Consider the following 23,622-nt stretch of genomic DNA (forward strand, 5'->3'; position numbering starts at 1 on the left):
CCGGCTGAACTGTCGGCGCCCTCCCGTACCGTTGCCGGTGACGATGGCAGGAGGACGCATGGACCCGATCCGTGTCCCGCCTGAGATGTTCCGCTTCACCAGCGGAGACCTGGCCGGGCTGTACGTGTCGGTGCTGCACGCTTTCGGCGAGGCGAACGAGCGGCTGGAGACTTCCCTCGGACTGGACGACGTCCGGGCCCGCCTGCGTTCGGTCGGCTGGCTCGACGCGCTCGAAGACGAGGAACTCCGGCGCGCCCTGGAACAGCTCCACGCGTGGCATCTCGTCGACATCGTCCAAAACCACTCGGAGAACTACCGGTCGGCCGCCGAGTACGAACGGCGCAACCTGCAGTATTCCCTGACGCGGCAAGGCGAAGCCGCGTTCGCCGGCGTCGTGCACGCGATGAGCATGCTCGCGTCGGCCGGAGCGCTGCAGACAGCGGTTCTCGACGCGATCGCCGACCGGCTCGCCGACCTGGCGCGCGAACTGGACGCGGGGTCGGATCGCCGGGTGTTCACCGCGCTGACCGAACTGGAAAGCCATCTCGAAGCATTGCGCGCGAACACCAAGCAGTTCAACGGCGAACTGCAGCGGTTGCTGCGTTCGGAAGGAGCCACCCTCGCCACCTTCCACGAGGTCAAGGCGTCCACCGTGGCCTACCTCGAGGAATTCCTGACCGATCTGGAGCAGCGGAGGCACACGATCGGCGTCCGGATCCAGCGGGTCGAAGACCGCGGGGTCGGGCTGATGCACCAGCGCGCACTGGTCGGGGCGGATCTCCCGCGGTTGTCGGGTGCCGATCCCGGTCCCGAATGGCTGGCGCATCGCCGGGCTCGATGGGACGGACTCCGCGCCTGGTTCCTGCCGTCGGACGGGTCGACGCCCCGGGCCGAGCAGCTGCATGCCGTCGCCCGGCGCGCGATCATCACGCTGCTGCAAGTCCTCGACCGGATCACCGAGTCGCGACGGCGGGCCAGCAGCGCGGCGGCCGATTTCCGCGAGCTGGCCAGGTGGTTCGCCGTCGTCCCCGCACAGGGCGACCTGCACCGGTTGTGGTCGACGGTCTTCGGGCTCAGCCCGGCTCGGCACGCGCATCTCGCCCATCCCGATCCCGAGCTGATCAGCTCGAGCACGTCCTGGGAAGAAGCTCCGCCGGTCGAGGTCTCCCCATTGCTGCGCACGTCGGGGAAAACCGAACGGTTCAGTCGCACCGGCAAGGTCCGCGACGTCGCCGCGATCAAGGCAGCGCGGGCGGAACAGGCCCGTGCGGAGCGAGCCGAGCTGGAAGCCGCGTGGGACTTGCTCGACACCGGCGGGCCGATCCGGCTCTCCGCCTTCGGCAGGCTCGACCACGCCGTGTTCGAAAGGCTGCTCGACTTGCTCGGCCGCGCCCTCGGAACCGCCCCGGGCCGAGGCGGTGTCCGGCAGAGCACGACTTCCGACGGCCGGATCGAGATTCTGCTCCGTCCGCCAGCCGACGGAGCCGTCGCAAGGCTCACCACTCCACGCGGGCTCTTCCACGGCCCCGACTACGAGATCGAGATCCGCACTGCGGGCAGCAGCCAGGCCCGGCGGGCGAGCGGAGGCGGCTCATGAGCGCAGCTTGCCAGCGAATCATCGCTATTCATGCCGTCGGCTCCCGGGCAACCCCGGTGGAACTCCTCAAGGAGGCGACGGCATGAGCCAGCTGGCGAATCAACTGGCCGCGGCCGAGCGCGAGGAGGTCGCGCTGGGAATCCGCCAGCTCCTCGCCGCCCCGCTGATCACCGAACGCGGCAAGCCGGACGCGTTCGACCTGATCCGGCGACGCGGCGAGCCGATCCGGCAATGGTTCGACTACTACTGCGGCTGGGCCTTGACGATCGAGTCGCGACTCGGTTACGCGCGACTGGCCAAAGTGCGGATAGCCGACGACCCACGCCGGCCGCTGCGCCGGCTCCGCTCCGGCAAAGCTCCGTTCGACCGGCGGCGTTACGTGCTGCTGTGCGTGACCGCGGCGGAGCTGCTCGCGACGCCGGTGACCACCATCGGGCTGCTCGCGAAGCGAGTGGTTCAAGCCACCGCCGCCGACGAAGCGATCACGACGCTGGACACCGCCAGCCGCGAAGAACGGAGGGCATTGGTCGACGTCCTCCGGCTGCTGGAGCACTACGGCGTTCTCGACGCAGTCGACGGCTCGACCGAAGCGTTCGTCGAATCGGCCGAAGCCAAGGTGCTGTACCAGATCGACGGCACGCTAGTGCTGCGATTGTTGTCCGCGCCGATCGGGCCTTCTCGTCTCGAGGTGCCGCTTGACGAAGTCGCGCTTCGTTTCGAGGAACTCCTCGCCGCGGTTTCCCGCGAACGTCGTTACGGCGTCTCCAGCGCGCACAGCGATCGCCCCGGGCAATCCGAGGTGCAGCGCAATCTGTGGCTCCGGCACTCGGTTTTCCGTCGGCTGGTCGACGACCCCGTGCTCTACTTCGACGACCTCAGCGATGCCGAACGCGCGTACCTCGCCTCGCCCACCGGACGGCAGCTGCTCCGCCGGGCCGCCGAACAAGGCGGCTTCGTCCTGGAAGAGCGCGCGGAGGGCGTGCTGCTGGTGGACGTCGAGAGTGTCGCGACGGATTCTCGGTTCCCCGACGACGCGGGCAACGCGAAAGTGGCTGCGCTCCTCTTGCTCGAAACGCTCGCCGGCCCGGTCACGGTCGAGCAACTGCGCGTCCAAGCGGCCGGACTTCTCAGCCGTTTCCCTCGCTGGGCCGAGGGATATCGCGGTCCGGACGGTGCCGCGCGGCTGGCCGCCGACGCGATCGAGGTGCTGATGGCATTCGGTTTGGCCCAGCTGTCTTCCGGAATCGTCCGGCCGCTTCCCGCGGCGGCGCGCTACACCGTCCGCGAGGCCCGGACCGCCGATTCCGAAGGAGCGTCAGGATGACGGTCACCGAACTCCCCCGGCATGCCGAGGACACGTTCTCCCGCCAGGCGGACCGCTGGCAACCGGCTCGCGCCGGAATACTGAACATCTGGCGGTATTACGACGAGGTCTTCGAATTCCACCACGGCCGGCTCCTGCTCCGCGGCCCGAACGGCAGCGGCAAGTCGAAAGCGCTCGAGTTGCTGCTGCCGTTCCTCTTCGACGCGAGCCTCCGCGCGAACAGGTTGTCCACGTTCGGCACCGGTGAGCGCACGATGCACTGGAACCTCATGGGCGAAGGCGCGACCGGCGTGACCCGGGTCGGATACGTCTGGCTGGAGTTCCGTTTCCCGGGCGCCCCCGAGAGGTGGTTCACCTGCGGCGCACGGCTTCAGGCCAGTTCCCGCACCTCGGCCGTGCACCCGGACTATTTCACGACGTCCCAGCGGATCGGGGTTCCCGGCGGCCTCAGCCTGGTCAACGACTCCGGTCAGCCGCTGACCCGGCAGGTGCTCGAACAACGGCTCGGCGCCGACGGCACGCTCTACGGGAACGCGACCGACTACCGGGCCGAAGTCCGCACCACGCTTTTCCCCGGGCTGAGCGAACAGCGGTTCGACGCGTTGATCCTCGCGCTGCTCCAGTTGCGCATGCCGAAGCTGTCGCAGCGGCTGGACCCGGGCATGCTGTCCGATCTGCTTTCCAAAGCACTCCCGCCGCTGGGCCAGCAGGAAATCGCCGACCTCGCCGAGGGCTTCGAAAGGCTGGACAAGCATCACGAGCGGCTGAAAGAGCTGGAGGAGCTGGTCGAATCGACCCGCGCGCTGGCTGCCAGGCAACGGACGTACGCCCAGCGAGTGCTGCGCGCCGGCGCGGGCACGCTCATCTCAGCCACCACCGAGATGGAGAAGCGAGCCTCGACAGCGCACGAGTCAGCGGCCCGATACGAAACCGCGACGCGGGAAAAGGAAGCCGCCGAGCAGCAGATCGAAGAACTGGCCAAGCAGATCCGCACCTCGTCGGCTCGCAAGACCGGGTTGCTCGAGAGCGAGGCATACCAGCGCGGTTCCGAACTGGACCTTCTCCGCAGGCGGACCAGCGACGCCAAGTCCCGGGCGGAGCGGTCGCGGGCCGAGTCCGGCCGAAAGAAGGAAGCAGCGGAGGACGACGAGCGCGCCAGGAGCAATGCGGAGCAAGACGTCCGCCGCCGGACGGAGCACGTACGGAACCTGGCCGACGAAACCCGGCAGGCCGCTGCACGCGCCGGGATGCCCAGCGTGCACGGCGAAATCGCGGCGCAGCTGGACGGTGACAACCCGGCCGCAGCCCGGCCGTTGCTGCGCGCCGCCGCGCAAAGCCGGGAGGAGCAGCTGCGGGTAGTCGACGAAGCGCTGGACGGCCACGAGCGCGCAGTCGAGCGACGAGGCCAGGCAGAGGAGGAACTGGAGCAAGCGCGGTCGGCGTTCTCCGCGGCGAAGGACGAACTGGATCTTGCGGCGGAGCAGCAGACAGCCGCGTTGGAACAGCTGCGAACCGATGTGCTCGCGTGGGCAGGTGCCTGTCGAGAACTGTCGTTTCCCGATCCTGACCTGCTGCTGGACCTCCTCGAATCAGAGCGGGCGTTGAACGCCGAGGCGGAGAACGCGGTCAACACGGCGTTGGAGGACATCACCCGGCAGGAAGCTTCCCGCGAAGCGCAGGTGGCCGAACTGCGGCGGCGACGGGACGACTGCGGCGCGGAGATCGCCCGGCTCCAGTCCGAGAAAGACCTTCCCCCGCCCGCGCCGCCGACCCGCACCGCTGACCGGACGCGGATGACCGGTGCGCCGTTGTGGCGGCTTGTCGACTTCTCCGCCGCCAGTCCGGAGAACGACCGTGCCGGAATCGAAGCCGCGCTCGAAGGCGCGGGACTGCTGGACGCTTGGGTCGGTTCGCGCGGAGAGGTTCAGGGGCACGACGTCTTCGCCGACCCGGACGCTTTGCCCGCGGCGGCCGGACGTTCGCTCGCGGACGTCCTTTCCCCGGAGCCCGACGGCGAGGTCCCGGCACCCGTGATGCGCAAGCTGCTCGCTTCGGTGAGTTTCGGCGACGTGCTGCCCGCAGAAGGCCCCGCCGCGATCGGAGCGGACGGATCGTGGCGGCTCGGAAACCTCACCGGCAGCTGGCGCAAGGAGCGCCCGGCCTACATCGGCGCGGCCGCCCGCCGACGTGCTCGCGAGCTGCGAATCGAGGAACTGCAAAACGAAACCCTCTTACTGAGCACGGAAATAGCCGAGGTCGAGACGGAGCTGTCCGCACTGTCCCTACGCCGGGGAACAGTGCGCGACGAGCGAGCGAGCCTGCCTCCGCACACAGTCCTCAACACCGCCGCCAGGCACCTCGACCGAGCGGAAATCGGACTCGCCGCGGCCGATCGGCTAGTGCGCGAGCGCATCGATCGGGTAGGCAGGCGAGAACACGAGGTCGCGGATGCCCTGCGGACGCTGACCGCCTGCGCCGCCGAATACGGGATGCCCGGCGAACGGGCCGCGCTGGCGAATCTGGCCTCGGCCACCCGCGCGTTCCGCACCGCGTGCGAGAACTGGCTGGAAAGCCACGAGGGGCTGCGCTCGGCGCGGCAAGTGCTCGACTCCTTGGCCACGCAGGCGGACCGGTCTGCTGACGATGCCCGTCAGCGGGCAGAAGAAGCGGCGGAAGACGAGGAACAGTACCTGGAGCTAGCGGCGACTCTCGAAGCCGTAGACAGCACTGCCGGGGCCGAGTATCGCGAGGTCGCGGCCAAGATCGAAAAGATTCGCGTGCACCTTGACGAACTCGAAGCCGCGCGGAAGTCCACGCAAAGCCGGCATACCGAGTTGGCGATCGAGGTCGGGGAATGGCGCAACCGCCGGGAAACGGACGCGGCCGAACACGAGAAAGCGGTGGCCGACCGCGATGCGGCAGCGCTCCGCTTCCGCAGGCTGGCGTCCGGGGTGTTCCCCGCCGACAGCGGCCTGAGCGACCTTGAGCGCTTCGAAACCGTCCTCGGCTCAAGCGACGGCGTGCGCGCCGCTTTGGATGCCGCACGGCTGGTAGCCGCGGCCTGGCCGAGTGTCCCGCACTCCCCGAGCAACATCGGCGACGCGCTGCACCGGCTGTCCGAGTCCATGCACACGTGCCGGGACGTTCTCCACACTCGCGCCGACCTCGACCTCGAAACAGACGAGGACGTGCAGATCTTCACCGCCGTGGTGGACGGGATCCGGGTCGGAGCGGCCGAACTGCTGAAGATCCTGCACACCGAGGCCGAGGAAAGCCGCCGCGAGATCACCGAGCGGGAGCGAGAACTCTTCGACCAGACCCTCACCGGCGACACGCGACGGCACCTCGCCGCGCGGATCCGCCAGGCCAACGAGCTGGTCGAGAACATGAACAACCGGCTGGAGCAGGTGCGCACCGCGTCGAAGGTCGCGGTCCGGCTGGTCTGGCAGGTCGCCGCCGACCTCCCGCCCGGCACGAAGGCGGCCCGCGACCTCCTGCTGAAGGACCCGGTCCGGCTGACCGCCGCCGATCGGGAATCCCTGCACCAGTTCTTCCGCGACCGGATCGAAGAGGCCAAGGCCGACGACACCGCCACCGGCTGGGAACAGCAGCTGGCCAAGGTCTTCGACTACACCGCGTGGCACCGGTTCGTGGTGAAGGTCGACCGGGCCAACGGCGAGGGCTGGCAGCCGCTGACCCGGAAACTGCACGGCGCGCTGTCCGGCGGGGAGAAGGCCATCGCGCTGCACCTGCCGCTCTTCGCCGCCGTCGCCGCGCATTACCAGGCCGTGCCGGAGGCGCCCCGGATCATCCTGCTCGACGAGGTCTTCGTCGGCGTCGACACGACGAACCGCGGCCAGGTGTTCGCCCTCCTGTCCGCCTTGGACCTGGATCTCATGCTCACGTCCGACCACGAATGGTGCGTCTACGCCGAACTCAGCGGGATCGGGATCCACCAGCTCATCACCGGCGCCGACGGTGACGACGCGGTCACCACCGCCCGCTTCACCTGGGACGGACACCAGCTTCTCTCAGTAGACGCGGAGTAACCGCCGCTCGCTCACCGCTCGGCCGACGTCCGTGAGGGGAACCCTGAGGGACTCAGAGTCCCTCAGGGTTCCCCTCACGGACAGCTCCACCTGCGGACTCACCCGGTCGTGGCTGGTTTACATTTCTTCGGCTCTTGTCAATCGGGGTGTACATGTCTTACCGTCATGTAAAGCCAGCCAATGGAGGAGGGCGCGATGAGCGAGATGACCGGCACGGTGCCGCTGGGGTCGACCGAACGCTGGACCGACAAGAAGCGGTACCTGTGGCTGATCGGGCTGGTCGTGCCGTCGCTCGCGTTTCTCGCGATCGGCCTGCACGCCGCGACCGGCTGGGGCGTCTGGCTCTGGATCGGGCCGATCGTGATCCTGGCGATCGTGCCCGCGATCGACCTGGTCGCCGGCCTCGACCGGAGCAATCCGCCGGACGACGTGATCGAGCGGCTCGAACAGGACCGGTACTACCGGTGGATCACCTACCTGTTCCTGCCGATCCAGTACGTCGGGTTCGTCTTCGCTTTCTGGCTGATCGCCCGCGGCGAACTGTCCGTTGTGGACAGGATCGGCCTCTCGATCTCGATCGGCTGCATCGGCGGGATCGGCATCAACACCGCGCACGAGCTGGGCCACAAGAAGGAAAGCCACGAGCGCTGGCTGTCGAAAATCGCGCTGGCGCAAAGCTTTTACGGGCATTTCTACATCGAGCACAACCGCGGCCACCACGTACGCGTCGCGACCCCGGAGGACCCGGCGTCGAGCCGCGTCGGCGAAAGCTTCTACCGGTTCTGGCCGCGCACGGTGTTCGGTTCGCTGAAATCCGCGTGGGGGCTGGAGCGCAAGCGTTACGCGCGCCGCGACAAGCATCCGTTCCGGATCGGCAACGACGTGCTCAACGCGTGGCTGATGTCCGCGGTGCTGTGGGTCGCGATGGTGGCGTGGCTCAGCGTCGGGATCCTGCCGTACCTGGTGATCCAGGCGGTGATCGGGTTCTCACTGCTGGAAGTCGTGAACTACATGGAGCACTACGGGATGCTGCGGCAGAAGGTCGGGCCGCCGGAGCGGCGCCGGTACGAGCGCGTGGATCCGAGCCACAGCTGGAATTCCAACAACATCGCGACCAACGTCCTGCTGTACCACCTGCAGCGGCACAGCGATCACCACGCCAACCCGACGCGTCGCTACCAGACCCTGCGCGACTTCGCCGAATCGCCGGTGCTGCCGACCGGGTACGCCGGGATGATCGTGCTCGCGCTGTTTCCGCCGCTGTGGCGGCGTGTGATGGACCAGCGGGTGCTCAACCACTTCGAAGGCGACCTCAGCCGGGCGAACATCCAGCCGTCGAAGCGGGAGAAAGTCCTTGCCCGGTATGGGTCTTCCGCTCCCGAGACGGCTGCCGTGCCGGACGACGTGCGCGGCGACGCCAGCGAAGGCGGGATGTGCCCCGGCTGCGGATATGTGTACGACGAGCAGCGCGGCGACCCGCGCGAAGGCTTCCCTGCCGGTACGCCGTGGTCGTCCATTCCGGACAGTTGGTGCTGTCCTGACTGCGGGGTAAGGGAAAAGGTCGACTTCGTCGCTCCCGGAAGGATGAGTGTGTGATGCGGATCGAAGCGGATTTGAACAAGTGTGACGGCCTGGGCATGTGCGAGGCGATGGCTCCGGACTTCTTCGAGGTGGGCGACGAGGGCACGGTCGTCGTGCTCGACGGGAACCCCGGCGAGGAGCACCGGACCGACCTCGCCGCGGCGGTCGACGCCTGCCCGGTGCTCGCGTTGAAGCTGGTGTCATGACGCTCGCGGTGGTCGGTGCGTCGCTGGCGGGACTGCGAGCGGTCGAATCGGCGCGACGAACTGGATACGACGGCCGGATCGTGCTGATCGGCGCGGAGGATCGCCTGCCCTATGACCGGCCGCCGCTGTCGAAGGCTTTCCTCGCGGCGGACGGACCCGTTGCGGTGGAACCGTTTCTCAGCGCGGACGACCTGCACGACCTTGGCGTCGAACTCCAGCTGGGCACTCCCGCGACTGGACTCGACCCGATCGCCCGGGAGATCCACACCGGCGAAACGACGGTCCGCTACGACGCCGCAGTCATCGCCACCGGAGCCACCGCCCGAGTTCTCCCCGGCACCGAGGAGATCTCCGGCATCCACTCCCTGCGCACTGCGGACGACGCCGTTGCTATTCGGTCCGCATTGGACAGTGGCTCTAGGACAGTCGTGATCGGCGCTGGCTTCATCGGCTCGGAAGTCGCTTCCGCCGCGCGTAAACGCGGCTTGCCAGTGTCCATTGTGGAAGCTCTCGACACGCCTTTGGTACGCGCGGTCGGCCCCGAAGTCGGCGAGGCTTGCGCGGAGCTGCATCGAGCGGCAGGCACCGACCTTCGCCTGGGTACCCGGGTCACCGGCTTTACCACGACAGACGGCGCGGTGACCGGAGTCCAGCTGTCCAGCGGCGAAGTCCTGCCAGCCGACCTCGTCGTCGCTGGAATCGGCGCGGTCCCGGCCACCGGCTGGCTGCGCGACAGCGGACTCCTGCTGCACGAACGCGACGGCGGCATCGTCTGCGACGGCACCCTCGCCGCCGCACACGGCGTCTACGCAGCTGGCGACGTCGCGCACGTGGCGAACGCACTGTTCGACGACGAGCTGATGCGCCTGGAGCACTGGACGAACGCGGCCGAGCAGGGTGCGGCCGCGGCTCGGCACGCGCTGGACCCCGCGAGCGCGCGGGTGTTCAGCGCCGTGCCGTATTTCTGGTCCGATTGGTACTCGCACCGCATCCAGTTCGTCGGGACGCCGCGGGCGGACCAGGTCAGCATGGTCCCGGCCGAACACGGCTGCACCGCGCTGTACCGGCGCGGCGACCGGCTCGTCGGCGCGTTCACCGTCGACCGGCCGCGCGACATCATGAAGTACCGCAAGCGGATCGCCGCCCGCGCCCCGTGGTCCGAGGCAGTCTCCTTCGCCAACGAAATGGCCGCCTAGAATGACGGCCATGAGCGTGCTTCCGGTGCCCGCGGGCGGCCAGTACCGGCAGCCCATCATCACCGCCGCCATCGAACTCACCGCGAAATCCGGCTGGTCAGCGGTCACCATGGCGCGGTTGGCCGACCTGGTCGGGGTAAGCCGGCAGACCGTCTACAACGAGATCGGCTCGAAAACCGCGCTCGCCGAGGCGATGATCTCGCACGAGTTGCGCCGGTTTCTCGCCGTCGTGAGCACCGCGTTCGACCGACATCCGGACGACCTGGTCGAGGCGATCTACGACGCCGTCCGCGCGGTGCTCGAACTGGCCGACGACAACATCCTCTTGCGCGCCATCGCCTCCGCGACGCACGGCACCGACAACGAATTCCTGCCGCTGCTGACCACCCGCGCCGGCACCCTGCTCACCGAAGCGAAAGCAGTCCTGCTCGACCGGGTCCGCAGCTACGCGCCGCCGCTCGACGACGGTCAGCTCACCGTCGTCATGGACCTCGTCGTCCGCACCGTGCTGAGCCACGTGATGCAGCCGTCCGGCACACCCGCCGAAACCGCCGACGGCCTGGCCTGGGTCGCCACCCGCGTGCTCGGCACCGCCCCGTCGGCGTCGATGCGCACCCGCTCGTAATCGAGGTGCGCGTTCCGGGGCGCGCGTGTCAGCCTGCCGCGCGTGAACCGTGAACGACTTTCCGCACTCGCCCACGCCCGGCACCCCATCGCGTCCCCGATCAGCGACGACGAGGTCCAGCGCCTGCTAGACCGCAGCATCCCGCGCGAGGACGCCGTTGTGCTGGACCTCGGCTGCGGCGGCGCCGAATGGCTCATCCGAGCCCTCGCCGCGTACCCGAAACTCCGCGCCGTCGGCGTCGACACCTCGGAATTCGCCCTCTCCCGCGCCCGCGCCGCCGCAACCGAGCGAGGCGTCGCCGACCGCCTGACGCTGCACCAGCAGCCCGCCGCCGAATTCCCCGCCGCAGCCGAATTCGACACCGTCCTGTGCATCGGCTCGACCCACGCCTTCGGCGGCCTCCCCGCGACCCTCGACACCGCCCGAGCCCACGTCCGCCCCGGCGGCCGCGCCCTGATCGGCGACGCCTACTGGGAATCCGAGCCGACCCCCGCCGCCGTCGAGATCTTCGGCGACCTGCCAGACCTGCCCGAACTCCTCGACCAGGTGGCTTCCGCCGGCTGGACGCCGACTCACGGCCACACCAGCACCCGCGGCGAACTGGACGCCTACGAATGGTCGTGGACCGGCAGCGTCACCGAATGGGCCCTGGACCACCCGGAAGACCCCGACCAGACCGAAGCCCTCGCCGCCGCGGCCACCCACCGTGACGAGTGGCTCCGGGATTACCGGCATTCGTTCGGCTTCGCCTGCGTCGTGCTGCGCGCTTGACAAAACTTCTTGTCAATGCGACGTTCGGACCTGACCCCAACCCGCGAAAGGCAGCCCGATGACCGACCTCGTGCCGTTCCTGATGTTCCAGAAGCGCGACGCCGCCGAGGCGATGGCCTTCTACACCTCGCTGTTCCCCGGCGACTCCGTGCTGTCCGAAGAGCGCTACGGCGCCGACGGCCCCGGCCCGGAGGGAACGATCGTGATGGCCGAGTTCACCGTCGCCGGGCAGCGGGTGCGGTGCAGCGACAGCTTCGTCCAGCACGCCTTCGACTTCACGCCGTCGACCTCGCTGTTCGTCACCGTCGACTCGGCCGGCGAACTCAAGCGGATCTACGAAGCCCTCGGCGAGGGCGGCGGAACGCTGATGCCGCTCGACGACTACGGCTTCGGCCCGTTCGCGTGGGTGAATGACCGGTGGGGCGTGTCGTGGCAGTTGAGCGCCAAGGGCTGAGGCGCTGATGGAGGGCTCGCGTATCCGCCTTTCGCGGGTATGCGGGCATATTCACGTCGCCGGAAGGGGACTGCGCGATGGAGAAGTGAGCCAGGCACCGTCGCCAGTGAACTCGTTCGTCGCTTGTTCGCGGACGCGCGGGTCGTGGTCGTCGGCGGCGGTCCCGACGGCAAGCTAGGCGCGGAGCGAGCCAGCAAGATCCCCGTACGGTTTCTTTTTGCGATCGCTAATCACCGCGGATCCGCAGCTCGAGAGCAATTCCCGGCACTATTGACTCACCGACAGATACCGCGAAAAGGAATACCGACCGGTTAGCCACGGACGGGTTAAGCGCGGCTATTCGGGCACCGCTATGGTGGGCATTGGGAGGTTGGCAATCAGCCTGAGGGGGGCCGATACCGCATCCCGGGGCCAGCCCGTTCTACCTGCAGTAGTCCGCCGAGGCGGCGCTGTTCAGGGCGAACGGCTGGCCCTTTGCCGCAGTGCGGAATCAAGAGCCGCTCCGGTCCGGGAAGCACGGTTTCCGATACGAAAACCCCGGCTGTGGAGAATCGCGGTAGCGGAATTCGCGCCTTAGGCGGCGCGGTTCCGGTACAGCCACCACACATCCCGACCGAAAGACCAGCTCAGCGCCGCCACCGCAACCCCGGCCAGAACCACCGGGGCGAGTCCTGCCGCTGCGGCGGTCAGGGCGATTCCCTGCAAAGCCGCCACCGCCTTCCGGGCCCGGCTGGGGCGCAGCGGTGCCCGGAGCCACAGCCACAGCCGGGCCGCGCCCACGAAGGCGTAGCGCATCAGGCCGATTGCCAGCACCCACGGGCCGGCCGTCGTGGCGACCAGGACGCTCAGCACCAGGATCAGGAACGCGTCCGCTTCCATGTCGAAACGGGCCCCCAGCGCCGACACGGTGCCGGTGCGGCGCGCGACGTAGCCGTCGAGTGCGTCCAGGGCCAGGGCGACCGCTGCGATCGGGACGATCAAGGCCAGCGGCGGGTGCCCGTCCAGGCGGTCGGCCACCAAGGCGGTCACGGTGCCGATCAGGGCCGCTCGGGCGAGGGTCACCTGGTCGGCGGGGCCCAGCCGGTAGACCCGGATCCGCCAGGCGCCCTGGGTGAGCAGCACCAGCAGGCCGAGCAGGTAGGCCACGCCGACTGCCCATCCGGCCAGGCCGAGGCCGGTCGTCACCGTCAGCAGGGTCAGCAACGCGAGCTGCGCCAGCAGCGCGGGGGCCTGCTGGACGACGGTTGAACCCAGCTCGGCCGGGGTTCGTGTACAGGTGGAGACAGCCATTTCTCCTCGATCCGGCAGCAACGGAGGACAACCTTGACACGGGCGGCGCAGGCCTTCTGGTTCACTTCGGCCGCGGGCGGGGAGATCCGATCGGCCGAACTGGCTGCTCCGCGAGCCGACGAAGTGCTGGTCCGAACGCGATTTTCGGCGTTGAGCCGCGGCACGGAAAGTCTCGTGCTGCGCGGCGGCGTGCCCGAGAGCCAGCAGGACATCATGCGCGCGCCGTATCAGGAGGGCGACTTTCCGTGGCCGGTCAAGTACGGCTACCTGAACGTCGGCGAAGTCCTATCTGGACCGCCGGAGCTGACCGGTCGCCAGGTGTTCTGCCTGTATCCGCATCAGACTGAGTACGTCGTGCCCGCGTCGGCGGTCACGGTGGTGCCGGACGACGTTCCTGCGGCGCGGGCAGTCCTCGCCGGGACCGTCGAGACCGCGGTGAACGCGCTCTGGGACGCGGCACCGCTGGTCGGCGACCGGATCGCGGTGGTCGGAGCGGGCATGGTCGGCTGCAGTGTCGCGCGGCTGCTGTCCCGGTTTCCCGGCGTGGACGTCCAGCTCGTCGACCCCGACCCGGACCGCGCGGAGGTCGCGGACGCGTTCAGCATCCGTTACGCCACCCCGGAAACCGCGACCGGCGACCTCGACCTCGTGGTGCACGCCAGCGCGACCGACGCCGGGCTCGCGCGCTCGCTGGAACTGCTCGGCCACGAGGGCACGGTCGTCGAGCTGAGCTGGTACGGCGACCGTCAGGTGTCGGTGCCGCTCGGCGAGAACTTCCATTCGCGGCGGCTCACCGTGCGCGGCAGCCAGGTCGGTACCGTGTCACCGGCTCGCGCGGCGCGGCGCGGTTACGGCGACCGGATGGCGCTGGCGTTGCGGCTGCTCGCGGACCCGGCGTTCGACGTCCTGGTCACCAGCGAATCCGCCTTCGCCGAGCTGCCGGACGTCGCGGCGCGACTGGCGGACGGAACTTTGCGCGGACTGGCTCACCGGATCACCTACCCGTAAGGAGAACGCGTTGTTCAGTGTCACCGTGCGCGATCACATCATGGTCGCCCACAGTTTCCGCGGCGAGGTTTTCGGCCCGGCGCAACGCTTGCACGGCGCGACCTTCGTGGTCGACGCGACGTTCCGGCGGTCCGAATTGGACTCGGACAACATCGTCGTCGACATCGGGCTCGCCACCCAGCAGCTCGGCGCGGTGCTCGCCGACCTGAACTACCGGAACCTCGACGACGAAGCCGATTTCGCCGGGATCAACACGTCGACGGAGTACCTCGCCAAGGTGATCGCCGACCGGCTCGCGGGCCGCATTCACGCCGGGGAACTCGGCGAGAACGCTCGAGGGCTGGCGCAGATTTCGGTTACCCTGCACGAATCCCACGCCGCTTCGGCCGGATACGAGCGTTCCTTGTGACCACAGTGGACTCTTCCGGTTACGCGCCGGAATGGCTGCAACTCAGAGAGCCAGCCGATACCGCGGCCCGGGCGGCCGATCTGGTTGCCTTGCTGCCGCCCAGTCCGGCGGTCATCCGGGATCTCGGCTGCGGCACCGGCGCGATGGGACGCTGGCTGGGCGGTCGCCTCCCGAAGCCGCAGCGGTGGATCCTGCACGACCAGGACCCGCGATTGCTGGAGATCGCCGCGCGCAGCCTTCCGCCGGGGATCAGCGTCGAGACGGAACAAGCCGATGTGACCCGGCTGGATATCAACGGCACTTCTTTGGTCACGGCTTCGGCGTTGCTGGATCTTCTTACCCAGGAGGAGATCCAGCGACTAGTGAAGTCCTGTGTAGACGCCCGATGTCCGGCTTTGCTCACCTTGTCCGTGACCGGATCAGCTCAGATCGGCCCTGCGGACGCGGGAGATGAAGCCCTCAACGCCGCCTTCAACGACCACCAGCGGCGAGACGGAAAGCTAGGTCCGGAAGCCGTCGCGTTCACCGCGGCAGAGTTCCAGCGGCACGGCTGGACAGTCCACACCAGACCGTCACCGTGGCGGCTCGGCCCAGAACATCGCGAACTCATCGACACCTGGTATCGCGGATTCGTTGCCGCAGCACGAGAACAAGACCCGTCCTTGGCAGTGCCTCAGGACCGGAAGATCACCGAAGTCACCGTGCACCACCAGGATTTACTCGCTCTCCCCTGACTCCCGTCGCGCCCGGGCCCGGCGTTTGCCCTCGTGCATCGCCGCGACCCGGGCGACCGGGATCGTATGCCCCTCGGCCACCAGATCCGCCGGAAGTTCCTGCGGCTCCGGCAATTCCTCCGCCCACGGATCAGCGCTGCCCAGCAGCTCCACCGCGGTCTTCACCGTGAAATCCGCCGTTTTGACTTTGTCCGCGTCCGCCCAGCGCACCGGGAACGACACCGGCGCGCCCGGCCGGATCCGCGGGCTGTAAACGGCCGCAACCGTGGCCCCGCCCGCGCGGGTCGAATCGAGAAACACCTTGCCGTGCCGGTCTTCCCGGATGAACGCCGTGGTCGCCAGCTGCGGATCGATCCGCTCCGCCCGCGCGCCGACCGCCCGGGTCGCCGCCGCGACGTCCTCAAAGGACAGACCGGGAACCAGCGGCACGAAGACGTGCACGCCCTTGGACCCGCTGGTCTTCAACGCACCGGCGAGCCCGACGTCCGCCAGTGCCTGCCGCACCAACCGAGCCGCTGCCACCGCGACGCTGAAGTCCGCGCCCTCCGGCGGATCGAGGTCCATGATCAGATCGGTCTGGCCGACCGGCTCCACCCGGGTCAGCGCGGGATGCAGTTCGACCGCGCGCTGATTGCCGAACCACAGCAGCGTCCGGCGGTCGTTGCACAGGCCGTAGGTGACTGTCCGTTGTGAACTCTCCGCCCACAGTTTCGCCCGCGGCACCCACTCCGGCGTGTACTTCGGCAGGTTCTTCTGCATGAACGCGTCCTGCCCGCGCAGCACCCGCATCACCGACAGCGGACGGTCGCGCAGCACCGGCAGCAACCGGTCCGAAACGGCGTCGAAGTAGTCGACGAGGTCGCGCTTCGTCACCCCGGCGTCGACGAACAGCTCCTGGTCAAGGTTCGTCAGGGAGACCCCTTCGCGCACCTCATCCGCTTTGCTCATGCTGCCTCCGCGGCAGGGATTACGTCGGCAGTGGCCATACCGCCAACCCTTGCCCACCACCGGAGCCCGGTCAACCGCTTAGACGAGCGGTTTTCCCTTCCGCAACCGCCGCCGGAAGTCCGTGAGGCACGCGTCGTAGGGGAAACGCCGGACGCGCGACGGAAGCCGTTCGACCGTTCGGCCGATCCCGCGCATCAGCCGATCGAACCGGCGCTGGTCCGCGGCCGACCACGGCAGCCGCATCTGCTCGCGGAACACCTCCGGCAGGAACCCGGTCGTGACGAACCGATGGAACCGTCCGAAGAGGAACGACAACGGCAGCGGCAGGAATTCCAGATTCGCGATGGCGGTGAGGTATTCGCGGAGCCGGTCGTCGATGTCCACTCGGGCCAGTCCGTCCGCCCAATACGCGGCGAAGTCGTCCGGCCAGTCTTCGGGACGCACTTGCAGCGTCGTGCCCAGCACCGCGGCCTCTGCGTACCACGATTCCGGCGCGGGCCGACCGAGAAACGCGCGGTGCGCGTCCTCGATGCCATGGCACAGGCAGGCAGCGACCCACAGCTGCAGCTCCCGGTCGAACGCCCGATACTGCACCGGACTCGCCTCAGTCGAAACCACCTGCGAGTGCACGGCATTCACCGCTCGCCGGTACGCCGCCCGGTCAGCGTCCGTGCCCAGCACGGCGACCGCGAGGTAGGTGACGGTCGTGCGCGTGCGTTTCAAGGGATGATTGAAGAGATTCCCCGAATCGACGCGGCTTTCCAGCACGCCGTACCCGACTTCGGGCCGGCCCAGTTGCATGATCACGTTCGCGCCGCCCGCGAGCAGGCTGACGCCTAGCATGCCGTCCTGGAGCATCCGTCTAGGGGAACGCCTCCGTTGACACCTTGTCAAGAGCCGTCAGGCACGTACGACCCGCACGTCCGACACCTCCATCAGCCCGTCCAGGTGCACCCGCGCCCGCGTCTGCGCCGGATCGACGACGAGTCCGTCGCGCCGGGCGAGGTCGAGGACGCGTTCCGCCAGCGGCAGCACCATGTGCCGTCCCCAGCAGCGTTCGTTGCTGTGCCCGAACGGGAGGTAGCCGGGGTGTGTGTCCGGGTCCAGCGAGGCCCAGCGGCTCGGCCGGAACTCGTCGGGTGCGTCCCACAGTTCGGGGTCGCGGTGGCTGAGCAGCGGCAGCAGCAGGACGTCGTCGCCCGGGCCGATCCGGGCGTCCACCTCGGCGAACTCCGGCGAACGCACGCGCAGGATGTTCCACGACGGCGGCAGCAGGCGCAGTGCCTCGTTGAGCACGTACTCGGCCGGCACGTCGTCGTCCAGCGGCGAGCTGAGCCACAAGGCGTTCGTGACCAGCGCGGCGACGGTGAAGCAGATCGGCCCGGCCACGCGCCGGTAGAGGTACATCGCGAAGCGGCGTTCCTCGAAGGTGTCCGCTTCCAGCACCATCCGCGCCAACGCGGACAGCGCGACCTCGGGCGCGGGCCGTCCCCAGAGCGCGGCGCCGGTGGCGACCGCGGCCCAGGTGATCTTCGGCGTCAGCTCCAGCCGACGGTCGACCAGGACCCGGAACCGGCGCTGTTCGCGGCCGAAGACCAGGTCACGCAGGTAGTTGTGCGGCGCGGCGGGCCAGGTTCCGGCGAGGTCGGCTTCGCCGAGCGGTTTCTTGAGCGCGGCCCGCACGTCCGCGCCGACCGACCGCATCAGCGCGGACGATTCCGGCCGCGTGACGACCCGGCCGCGCACGGGCTTGAACGTCGGCCGTTCCTCGGCGTTCGGCGGACGGCTGCGCAGCAACGCGTCCATCAACTCAGCTCCGGCAACGCCGACCGTGTCCGGTTCCAGCCGAAAGAAGGATTTCCCCCGATAACGGTCGAACAGTTCTTGAATCCGCGGCGCGAATACGACCTGCCGCACTTTGTTCCGTTCAGCGGGAATAGTCACCGAAGAAACTCCTCGCGAGCGGCAGCGCCGGCCGGTTCCGGGAATTCCGGAACCGGCCAGCACTGACCTGATGGACCGTCAGATCCAGCCGTACCAGGCGTAAGACTTCAGGCTCTTGCTCGGGAGGGCCTTGCGCACGAGACGAACAAGCTTCACGGAAATGCCTCCGTCTTCTCGGAAACTTCGACCGCACTCGCGGCCGATGCCGACAGTACGGCGAATTCCCGGGAATTCGCGGCAAGACAACCTGAACGGCCCACTCGGCCGGTTCTGTTCGGGAGCGCCGGGTCGTCGGTTCGGGAATTCCGGTCCGAATTCCTTGGCGAATCCGAGACGGCGTGGGTATCCTTCGCCGCCCGCGGACGAGTTAAAGCACCGACTGGGCGAACTCGATAAGCGCCCGGGCCGCGGGTCCGGCCGGGCCGTCCGACCGCCACGCCAACGCCAGCTGTCCGCGCAGCTCCGGCCGCAGCCGCAAGGTGTGCAGTTCCTCGGCGTAGTAGCGCGCCAGCGAAGACGGAACCAGCGCCACCCCGAGACCGCGCATCGCGAGCTTGGCCAGCACGTTCGGATCGCTCGCCTCGATCGTTACCCGCGAATGCAGCCCGGCCGCCGCGAATCCGCGATCCAGCACCCCGCGCATCCCGGTGCCCTTCGGCAGGCAGATCAACGAACGCTCGGCCAGCTCAGCCAAGGTGACCGAGGCGCGGTCGGCGAACTCGTCCCGCAGCGAGGCGACCGCGACAAGTTCCTCGTCGAGCACGATCTGCGTGGTCAGCCCTGCGGGCACGCCGTCGGCCAGGCCGATCACCGCGGCGTCCAGGCGTCCTTCGCGCAGTGCGTCGACCATCAGGTCGGAATTCGCTTCGCTGAGCGTGATTTCCACGCCGGGGTAGCGCTCGGCGAACTCGGCCAGGAACTCCGGCAGCTCCACCGGCCCGAGGGAAGTCACCATCCCCATCGCCACCTGGCCGCGCACCAGCCCCTCGTGCTCCGCGACCGTCTCGCGCACCGCCGCGACCGCCGCCAGCGCGGCCCGAGCGTGCGGCAGGGCGGCCTCGCCGACTCCGGTGAGCCGTACGGTGCGTCCGGACCGGTCGAACAACGGCTGCCCCAGCTCGCGTTCCAACCGCCGGATCTGCGCGCTGACCCCGGGCTGCGCGACGTGCATCCGGGCCGCCGCGCGGGTGAAGTTGGCTTCCTCCGCGACCGCGACGAAGTACTCGAGCTGATGCAGTTCCATAACCAGTCATTCTAGCTACTGGAACTAGTATCTCTTGGACTTATCGGCAAACAGCCAGCAGGCTGAAGGCATGCAGACGTTCACCCCTGACCAGGCCGGTTACCGCGAAGAGATCGCCGGGTTCCAGACCGGCATCACCTCAACTCCGCAGCTGGTCGTCGCCGCCACCAGCGCGGACGACGTCGCCGCCGCGGTCCGGCTCGCGGCCGAACGCGACCTGCCGGTGTCCGTGCAGGCGACCGGACACGGGCTGCGCGCGCCGGCGGAGGGCGTGCTGATCTCGACGCGCCGGATGACCGGCGTGACCATCGACCCGGATCGCGCCGTGGCGCGCGTCGAAGCCGGAACCACCTGGGGCAGCGTCATCACCGCCGCCGCCGAACACGGGCTCGCGCCGTTGAGCGGCTCGGCTCCGGGCGTCGGCGTGGTCGGCTACACCCTCGGCGGCGGTTTCGGTCTCCTCGGCCGGCACTTCGGCCTGGCTTCGGACCGCGTCCGCTCCGCCGAGATCGTCCGGCCCGACGGCACGCGCACGACCGGCCCGATCGACGCCGGGATCGTGACCGCGCTGGAGTTCGAACTGGTCCCGGTGACCACGCTGTACGGCGGCGGACTGTACTTCGACACCGCCAAGATCCCGGACGTCCTGCGCACCTGGCGCGACTGGACCGCCGACCTGCCGGACACCGTCGGCACCTCGGTCGCACTGGTGCCTTACCCGGATCTGCCGATGGTGCCGGAACCGTTGCAGGGCAAGCACATCGCGCACATCCGGGTGGCCTACCTCGGCAGCGACGGCGACCAGCTCGTCGCGCCGCTGCGCGCGCTGGACCCGCTGCAGGAAACGCTCACCACGATGCCGTTCACCGACTCCGGCAAGATCGCCGCCGAACCGCCGAACCCGCACTCCTACCTCGGCGACAACCGCGTGCTGCCGACGCTCCGGGACGACGTGTTGAGCACCGTGCTCGACCACGCCGGCCCGGACGCACCCGTGCCGACTGTGCTGATCATCGACCTGCTCGGCGGCGCGTACCAGCACTCGACGGCACCGGATTTCACCGCCGATTCGCGCTACACCGTGCGTGCGCTGTCGATGATCGAACCGGACGCGGCGACCGTGCAGGCCGCGCACGCCAAGCTGTTCGCTCCGCTTGACCCGATGTCGACTGGACGGCTGCGGAGCTTCGTCTACGGACAGCCGCTGGGCTGATTCAGCGTTCGAGAACGAAGATCGGGATCACGCGGTCGGTCTTCTTCTCGTAGTCCGCGAAGCCCTCCGAGTGCGCGACCATCCCGGCGTACAGCCGGTCGCGCTCGGCGCGGTCTTCCACGAGCTTCGCCGTCGCCGGGAACTTCTCCGTGCCGACCTCGACCGTGACGGACGGGTTGGCGACGAGATTGTGGTACCAGTCCGGATTGGTGTCCGCGCCTGCCTTGGACGCGGCGACGACGATCCGGTCGCCGTCGGTGGTGTACACCAGCGGAGTCACCCGCTGTTTGCCGCTCTTCGCGCCGGTGTGCGTGAGCAGCACCATGTTCTTGCCCTCGAACATGCCGCCGACCTTGCCGCCGTTCGCGTGAAACTCGTCGATAATCTGCTGATTCCAGTCCGACATCGGAAAACTCCCTGTTGCTGATGTAACAACAAACCTAGGATCGCGCGAATCGGGCTGTCAACACACGCGCAGGTACTGTCGCGGCATGGCCACCGAATCCGGCCCGACCGTCGAGGACGGGGTCCGCGAACTGCTGCTCCTCATGCCCCGCCTCGTCGGACGCGCGAAGCGGACGCCGCCGCCTCCGGAACTCGACGACGTCACGCTCGCGCCGCGGCATCTGTCGCTCCTGGCCTATCTGTTGTTCGACGGCCCGATGACGGTCAACGAACTCGCCGGACGGCTCGAAATCGCGCCCACCACAGCGAGTCTGATGATCGGCGACCTGTCCCGGCAAGGCGTGCTGGAACGTGCCGAGGACCCGGACGATCGGCGGCGCACCATCGTGAGCATCCACGCGGACAAGCGGCCGGCCGTGGACGCGTGGCTCGCTCGCGGGGCGAAGGCGTGGGAGGCGGCGTTGCGGCCGTTGAGTCCCAGCGAGCGGGCATTGGTGGTCAAGACGCTGAAGGTCTACGAGGAGTACTCGTGAGTGGCGATCACGGTTCTAACCGTGATCGCCACTCACGAGGCGACTAGCCACTGCGCCTGCGGTCCAGCGCACGTCCGAGGCCAAGCCGCGTCGTGCTGGAACCACCACGCCTCGCAGGCGCGCCCGTCCGGCAGCGTGTACCGCGGCGGCCCCGGCGCCCGGCGCAATCCCGCCGCTTCCAGCGAACGGCCGCTCGCGACGTTGCCGACCTCTGCGCCCGCGCGCACCCGCGAAAGCCCGAGATGCTCGTGCGCCAGTACGAGACCGGCGGCGAACAGGTCCCGGCCGAATCCCTGTCCGCGATACTCCGGCGCGAGGTAGCCGCCGGTTTCCGGACCGCCGTCCTCGCCCGCGTGCACGCTCACGAGACCGGCGCAGCGGCCCGCCACGAGATCGATCGCGACGACGTCCACCGAATGCGGGTCCGGCGTGGTCCAGTCCGGTCCGGTGCCGGGGATGACGCGCAGCGCCTCGCCGCGCATCGGTTCGGCGACCACGGAGTCGGCCAGCCAGCCGAGCCAGCGTTGCGCCGCCGGATCGCTGCCGCCCGCGACCGCCGACGCGTACTCCCACGCGGTGGGGGTGCGGAAAAGGAACCGGCCGAACGCGAAGGCGTGTCCCCGCCGGTCGCAGGTGCGTTTCGCCATCAGCCGTCCGCGGCGGGTCAGCCGGCTCGCCAAAGGTGCATTGCTCACAAACGCCATCGCGCCGGAAATGCTACCCCTAGCCTGTTGCCAATCCGACCAGAAGTAGGCGGATCCGGTCCGCGGCCGAGGTGCTCGGAGAAACCCGTCTCCGCCTCTAGCGGTAGTCGGATTGGCAACAAACAGCACTGTATGGTGATCGGGTGACGGCCGTACCGGAAGCAGCCGATGCCGACAGCGGGCGCGCGGCCCAGCCCCGGCACCTCATTGTGTCGGTCTACGGCGTGCACCACCAGGCGGGAGGCGAGTGGCTTTCGGTCGCCTCGCTGATCGATCTGCTCGCCGCGGTCGGGGTCGACGAACCCGCCGTCCGGTCATCGATTTCGAGGCTCAAACGGCGCGGGGTGCTCGAAGCGGTGCGCCGCGACGGAGCCGCCGGGTACGAATTGTCCGTTACTGCCTTGGATTTGCTCCGCGAAGGCGACGAGCGAATCTTCCGCCGCGATCGCGCGAAACTCGCCGACGGCTGGCTGCTCGCGGTGTTCTCGGTGCCGGAAGCCGAACGGCACAAGCGGCACGTGCTGCGCACTCAACTGTCGCGGCTGGGCTTCGGCACCGCGTCTTCCGGCGTCTGGATCGCGCCGGCGCACCTGTACGAGGCCACCGTCGGCACGCTGGAGCGGCTCGGTCTCGCCGAGTACGCCGACGTGTTCCGCGCCGAGCACCTCGCGTTCGGCGATCCGCGCGAGAAGGTGCGCGAATGGTGGGACCTGGACCAGCTGGACGAGCTGTACACGGCGTTCCTCGAAGAGCACGAACCGGCGCTGCGCCGGTGGCAGCGCCGCCGCACGACACCCGCGGACGAAGCGTTCGCCGATTACCTGCGCGTGCTCACCGGCTGGCGGCGGATGCCGTACCTCGACCCGTGCCTGCCCGCGGAATTGCTTCCCGAGGGCTGGTCCGGCATCCGCGCCGCAGAGGTGTTCTTCACGCTGCACGACCGGCTCGAAGAAGCCGCGCGTACCCACCTGCAGCAGGTGCTCAGCGGTTGACCACCGCGTAGCCCTGCACTTCCACCAGCGCCTCGACATCCCACAGCCGGTTCACGCCGATGCCCGCCATCGCCGGGTAATCCGCGCCCGCCAGCCGCTTCCACACGCGGCCGATCTCGCGCGCGTGCGCCTTGTAATCGTCCATGTCGACGATGTAGACAGTCAGGCTGCACAGGTCCGCGGGTTCGCCGCCGGCCGCGCGCAACGCGGTGAGCAGGTTGCCGAGCGCGCGCTCGAACTGCTCCACGACGCCGTCGCCGACGATCCGGTTGTCCGCGTCCAGCGCGGTCTGCCCGGCGAGGAACACCAACCGGCCCTGCGCCGCCACCGCGTGCGAGAACCCCGACGGCTTGCCCAGTTCGGGGGGATTGATCCGCTCCATGCCGGGAGCGTAAC

At 68.9% G+C, this 23,622-nt stretch carries 24 protein-coding genes; 15 read left to right on the forward strand and 9 right to left on the reverse strand.

The genetic code is table 11. The features are described from left to right. Window positions 1-58 precede the first annotated feature (58 nt). From D0D37_RS14705 to D0D37_RS14745, 9 genes are all read left to right on the forward strand, one after another. The gene (locus tag D0D37_RS14705; RefSeq protein ID WP_116201086.1) at window positions 59-1,597 is read left to right on the forward strand and encodes a TIGR02677 family protein; all 1,539 of its coding nucleotides are present in this window, start codon (window positions 59-61) and stop codon (window positions 1,595-1,597) included. An 82-nt stretch (window positions 1,598-1,679) separates the two neighbouring features. Beyond that, window positions 1,680-2,921 (forward strand): TIGR02678 family protein, encoded by a 1,242-nt coding sequence (locus D0D37_RS14710; protein ID WP_116201087.1) that lies wholly within the window; start codon window positions 1,680-1,682, stop codon window positions 2,919-2,921. Beyond that, window positions 2,918-6,970, forward strand: coding sequence for a TIGR02680 family protein (locus D0D37_RS14715; RefSeq protein ID WP_116201088.1), 4,053 nt, complete (start codon window positions 2,918-2,920; stop codon window positions 6,968-6,970). Before D0D37_RS14710 ends, D0D37_RS14715 begins: the two co-directional genes overlap by 4 nt. A 195-nt stretch (window positions 6,971-7,165) precedes the next feature. Beyond that, on the forward strand, window positions 7,166-8,566 hold the full coding sequence (locus tag D0D37_RS14720; protein WP_116201089.1) for a fatty acid desaturase: 1,401 nt from the start codon (window positions 7,166-7,168) through the stop codon (window positions 8,564-8,566). Continuing rightward, entirely contained in the window at window positions 8,566-8,757 is a 192-nt protein-coding gene (locus tag D0D37_RS14725) for a ferredoxin (RefSeq protein WP_067576490.1), read from the forward strand. The genes D0D37_RS14720 and D0D37_RS14725 overlap by 1 nt, the downstream gene beginning before the upstream one ends. Next, on the forward strand, window positions 8,754-9,953 hold the full coding sequence (locus D0D37_RS14730) for an NAD(P)/FAD-dependent oxidoreductase (protein WP_116201090.1): 1,200 nt from the start codon (window positions 8,754-8,756) through the stop codon (window positions 9,951-9,953). Before D0D37_RS14725 ends, D0D37_RS14730 begins: the two co-directional genes overlap by 4 nt. Before the next feature lies 1 nt (window position 9,954). Beyond that, window positions 9,955-10,578, forward strand: coding sequence for a TetR/AcrR family transcriptional regulator (locus D0D37_RS14735; RefSeq protein WP_116201091.1), 624 nt, complete (start codon window positions 9,955-9,957; stop codon window positions 10,576-10,578). A gap of 42 nt (window positions 10,579-10,620) precedes the next feature. Further along, entirely contained in the window at window positions 10,621-11,349 is a 729-nt protein-coding gene (locus D0D37_RS14740) for an SAM-dependent methyltransferase (RefSeq protein ID WP_162834248.1), read from the forward strand. 58 nt (window positions 11,350-11,407) lie between these two features. Continuing rightward, window positions 11,408-11,803: a VOC family protein gene (locus D0D37_RS14745; protein ID WP_116201093.1), complete on the forward strand. Its 396-nt coding sequence runs from the start codon at window positions 11,408-11,410 to the stop codon at window positions 11,801-11,803. Between the two features lie 573 nt (window positions 11,804-12,376). On the opposite strand, the gene D0D37_RS14750 is transcribed toward D0D37_RS14745, so the two are convergent. Further along, window positions 12,377-13,093, reverse strand: coding sequence for a CDP-alcohol phosphatidyltransferase family protein (locus D0D37_RS14750; protein ID WP_116201094.1), 717 nt, complete (start codon window positions 13,091-13,093; stop codon window positions 12,377-12,379). Window positions 13,094-13,126: 33 nt separating this feature from the next. Between D0D37_RS14750 and D0D37_RS14755 the strand changes: the two genes are divergently transcribed. Genes D0D37_RS14755 through D0D37_RS14765 form a run of 3 tightly spaced genes read left to right on the forward strand, consistent with a single transcriptional unit; the run spans window position 13,127 to window position 15,244 of the window. Next, on the forward strand, window positions 13,127-14,101 hold the full coding sequence (locus D0D37_RS14755) for a zinc-dependent alcohol dehydrogenase (RefSeq protein WP_116201095.1): 975 nt from the start codon (window positions 13,127-13,129) through the stop codon (window positions 14,099-14,101). A gap of 10 nt (window positions 14,102-14,111) precedes the next feature. Continuing rightward, window positions 14,112-14,510: a 6-pyruvoyl trahydropterin synthase family protein gene (locus tag D0D37_RS14760; protein WP_116201096.1), complete on the forward strand. Its 399-nt coding sequence runs from the start codon at window positions 14,112-14,114 to the stop codon at window positions 14,508-14,510. Beyond that, window positions 14,507-15,244, forward strand: a complete 738-nt coding sequence (locus D0D37_RS14765; RefSeq protein ID WP_116201097.1) for a class I SAM-dependent methyltransferase — start codon at window positions 14,507-14,509, stop codon at window positions 15,242-15,244. Before D0D37_RS14760 ends, D0D37_RS14765 begins: the two co-directional genes overlap by 4 nt. Here D0D37_RS14765 and D0D37_RS14770 read toward each other — a convergent pair. From D0D37_RS14770 to D0D37_RS14785, 5 genes are all read right to left on the reverse strand, one after another. Continuing rightward, window positions 15,227-16,192, reverse strand: a complete 966-nt coding sequence (locus D0D37_RS14770; RefSeq protein ID WP_116201098.1) for a DNA polymerase domain-containing protein — start codon at window positions 16,190-16,192, stop codon at window positions 15,227-15,229. The genes D0D37_RS14765 and D0D37_RS14770 overlap by 18 nt on opposite strands. A 78-nt stretch (window positions 16,193-16,270) precedes the next feature. Continuing rightward, window positions 16,271-17,050, reverse strand: a complete 780-nt coding sequence (locus tag D0D37_RS14775) for an oxygenase MpaB family protein (protein ID WP_116201099.1) — start codon at window positions 17,048-17,050, stop codon at window positions 16,271-16,273. A gap of 42 nt (window positions 17,051-17,092) precedes the next feature. Next, window positions 17,093-18,136, reverse strand: coding sequence for a cytochrome P450 (locus tag D0D37_RS14780; RefSeq protein ID WP_244223516.1), 1,044 nt, complete (start codon window positions 18,134-18,136; stop codon window positions 17,093-17,095). A gap of 78 nt (window positions 18,137-18,214) precedes the next feature. Continuing rightward, a complete protein-coding gene (locus D0D37_RS48810; protein WP_350539724.1) occupies window positions 18,215-18,292 on the reverse strand; it encodes a tryptorubin family RiPP precursor in 78 nt (25 codons plus the stop codon). A 211-nt stretch (window positions 18,293-18,503) separates the two neighbouring features. Further along, window positions 18,504-19,379 carry a LysR family transcriptional regulator gene (locus tag D0D37_RS14785; RefSeq protein WP_116201100.1) on the reverse strand — a complete coding sequence of 292 codons (876 nt, stop codon included), beginning with the start codon at window positions 19,377-19,379 and terminating at the stop codon, window positions 18,504-18,506. A gap of 70 nt (window positions 19,380-19,449) precedes the next feature. Here D0D37_RS14785 and D0D37_RS14790 point away from each other — a divergent pair, with 70 nt between their 5' ends. Continuing rightward, window positions 19,450-20,592 carry an FAD-binding oxidoreductase gene (locus D0D37_RS14790; RefSeq protein ID WP_116201101.1) on the forward strand — a complete coding sequence of 381 codons (1,143 nt, stop codon included), beginning with the start codon at window positions 19,450-19,452 and terminating at the stop codon, window positions 20,590-20,592. A 1-nt stretch (window position 20,593) separates the two neighbouring features. Here the strand turns inward: D0D37_RS14790 and D0D37_RS14795 are convergent, their stop codons facing one another. Next, window positions 20,594-20,998, reverse strand: coding sequence for a nitroreductase family deazaflavin-dependent oxidoreductase (locus tag D0D37_RS14795; RefSeq protein WP_116201102.1), 405 nt, complete (start codon window positions 20,996-20,998; stop codon window positions 20,594-20,596). Window positions 20,999-21,083: 85 nt separating this feature from the next. On the opposite strand from D0D37_RS14795, the gene D0D37_RS14800 reads away from it, so the two are divergent. Further along, window positions 21,084-21,530 (forward strand): MarR family winged helix-turn-helix transcriptional regulator, encoded by a 447-nt coding sequence (locus tag D0D37_RS14800; protein WP_116201103.1) that lies wholly within the window; start codon window positions 21,084-21,086, stop codon window positions 21,528-21,530. Between the two features lie 32 nt (window positions 21,531-21,562). Here the strand turns inward: D0D37_RS14800 and D0D37_RS14805 are convergent, their stop codons facing one another. Continuing rightward, window positions 21,563-22,234: a GNAT family N-acetyltransferase gene (locus D0D37_RS14805; protein WP_116201104.1), complete on the reverse strand. Its 672-nt coding sequence runs from the start codon at window positions 22,232-22,234 to the stop codon at window positions 21,563-21,565. A 143-nt stretch (window positions 22,235-22,377) separates the two neighbouring features. Here D0D37_RS14805 and D0D37_RS14810 point away from each other — a divergent pair, with 143 nt between their 5' ends. Then, window positions 22,378-23,226, forward strand: coding sequence for a PaaX family transcriptional regulator (locus D0D37_RS14810; RefSeq protein WP_116201105.1), 849 nt, complete (start codon window positions 22,378-22,380; stop codon window positions 23,224-23,226). On the opposite strand, the gene D0D37_RS14815 is transcribed toward D0D37_RS14810, so the two are convergent. Further along, entirely contained in the window at window positions 23,216-23,608 is a 393-nt protein-coding gene (locus D0D37_RS14815) for a RidA family protein (protein WP_116201139.1), read from the reverse strand. The two genes, D0D37_RS14810 and D0D37_RS14815, sit on opposite strands and share 11 nt — an antisense overlap. Window positions 23,609-23,622: the final 14 nt, after the last annotated feature.

The organism is Amycolatopsis circi (genome assembly GCF_003385235.1).
Lineage (GTDB): Bacteria > Actinomycetota > Actinomycetes > Mycobacteriales > Pseudonocardiaceae > Amycolatopsis > Amycolatopsis circi.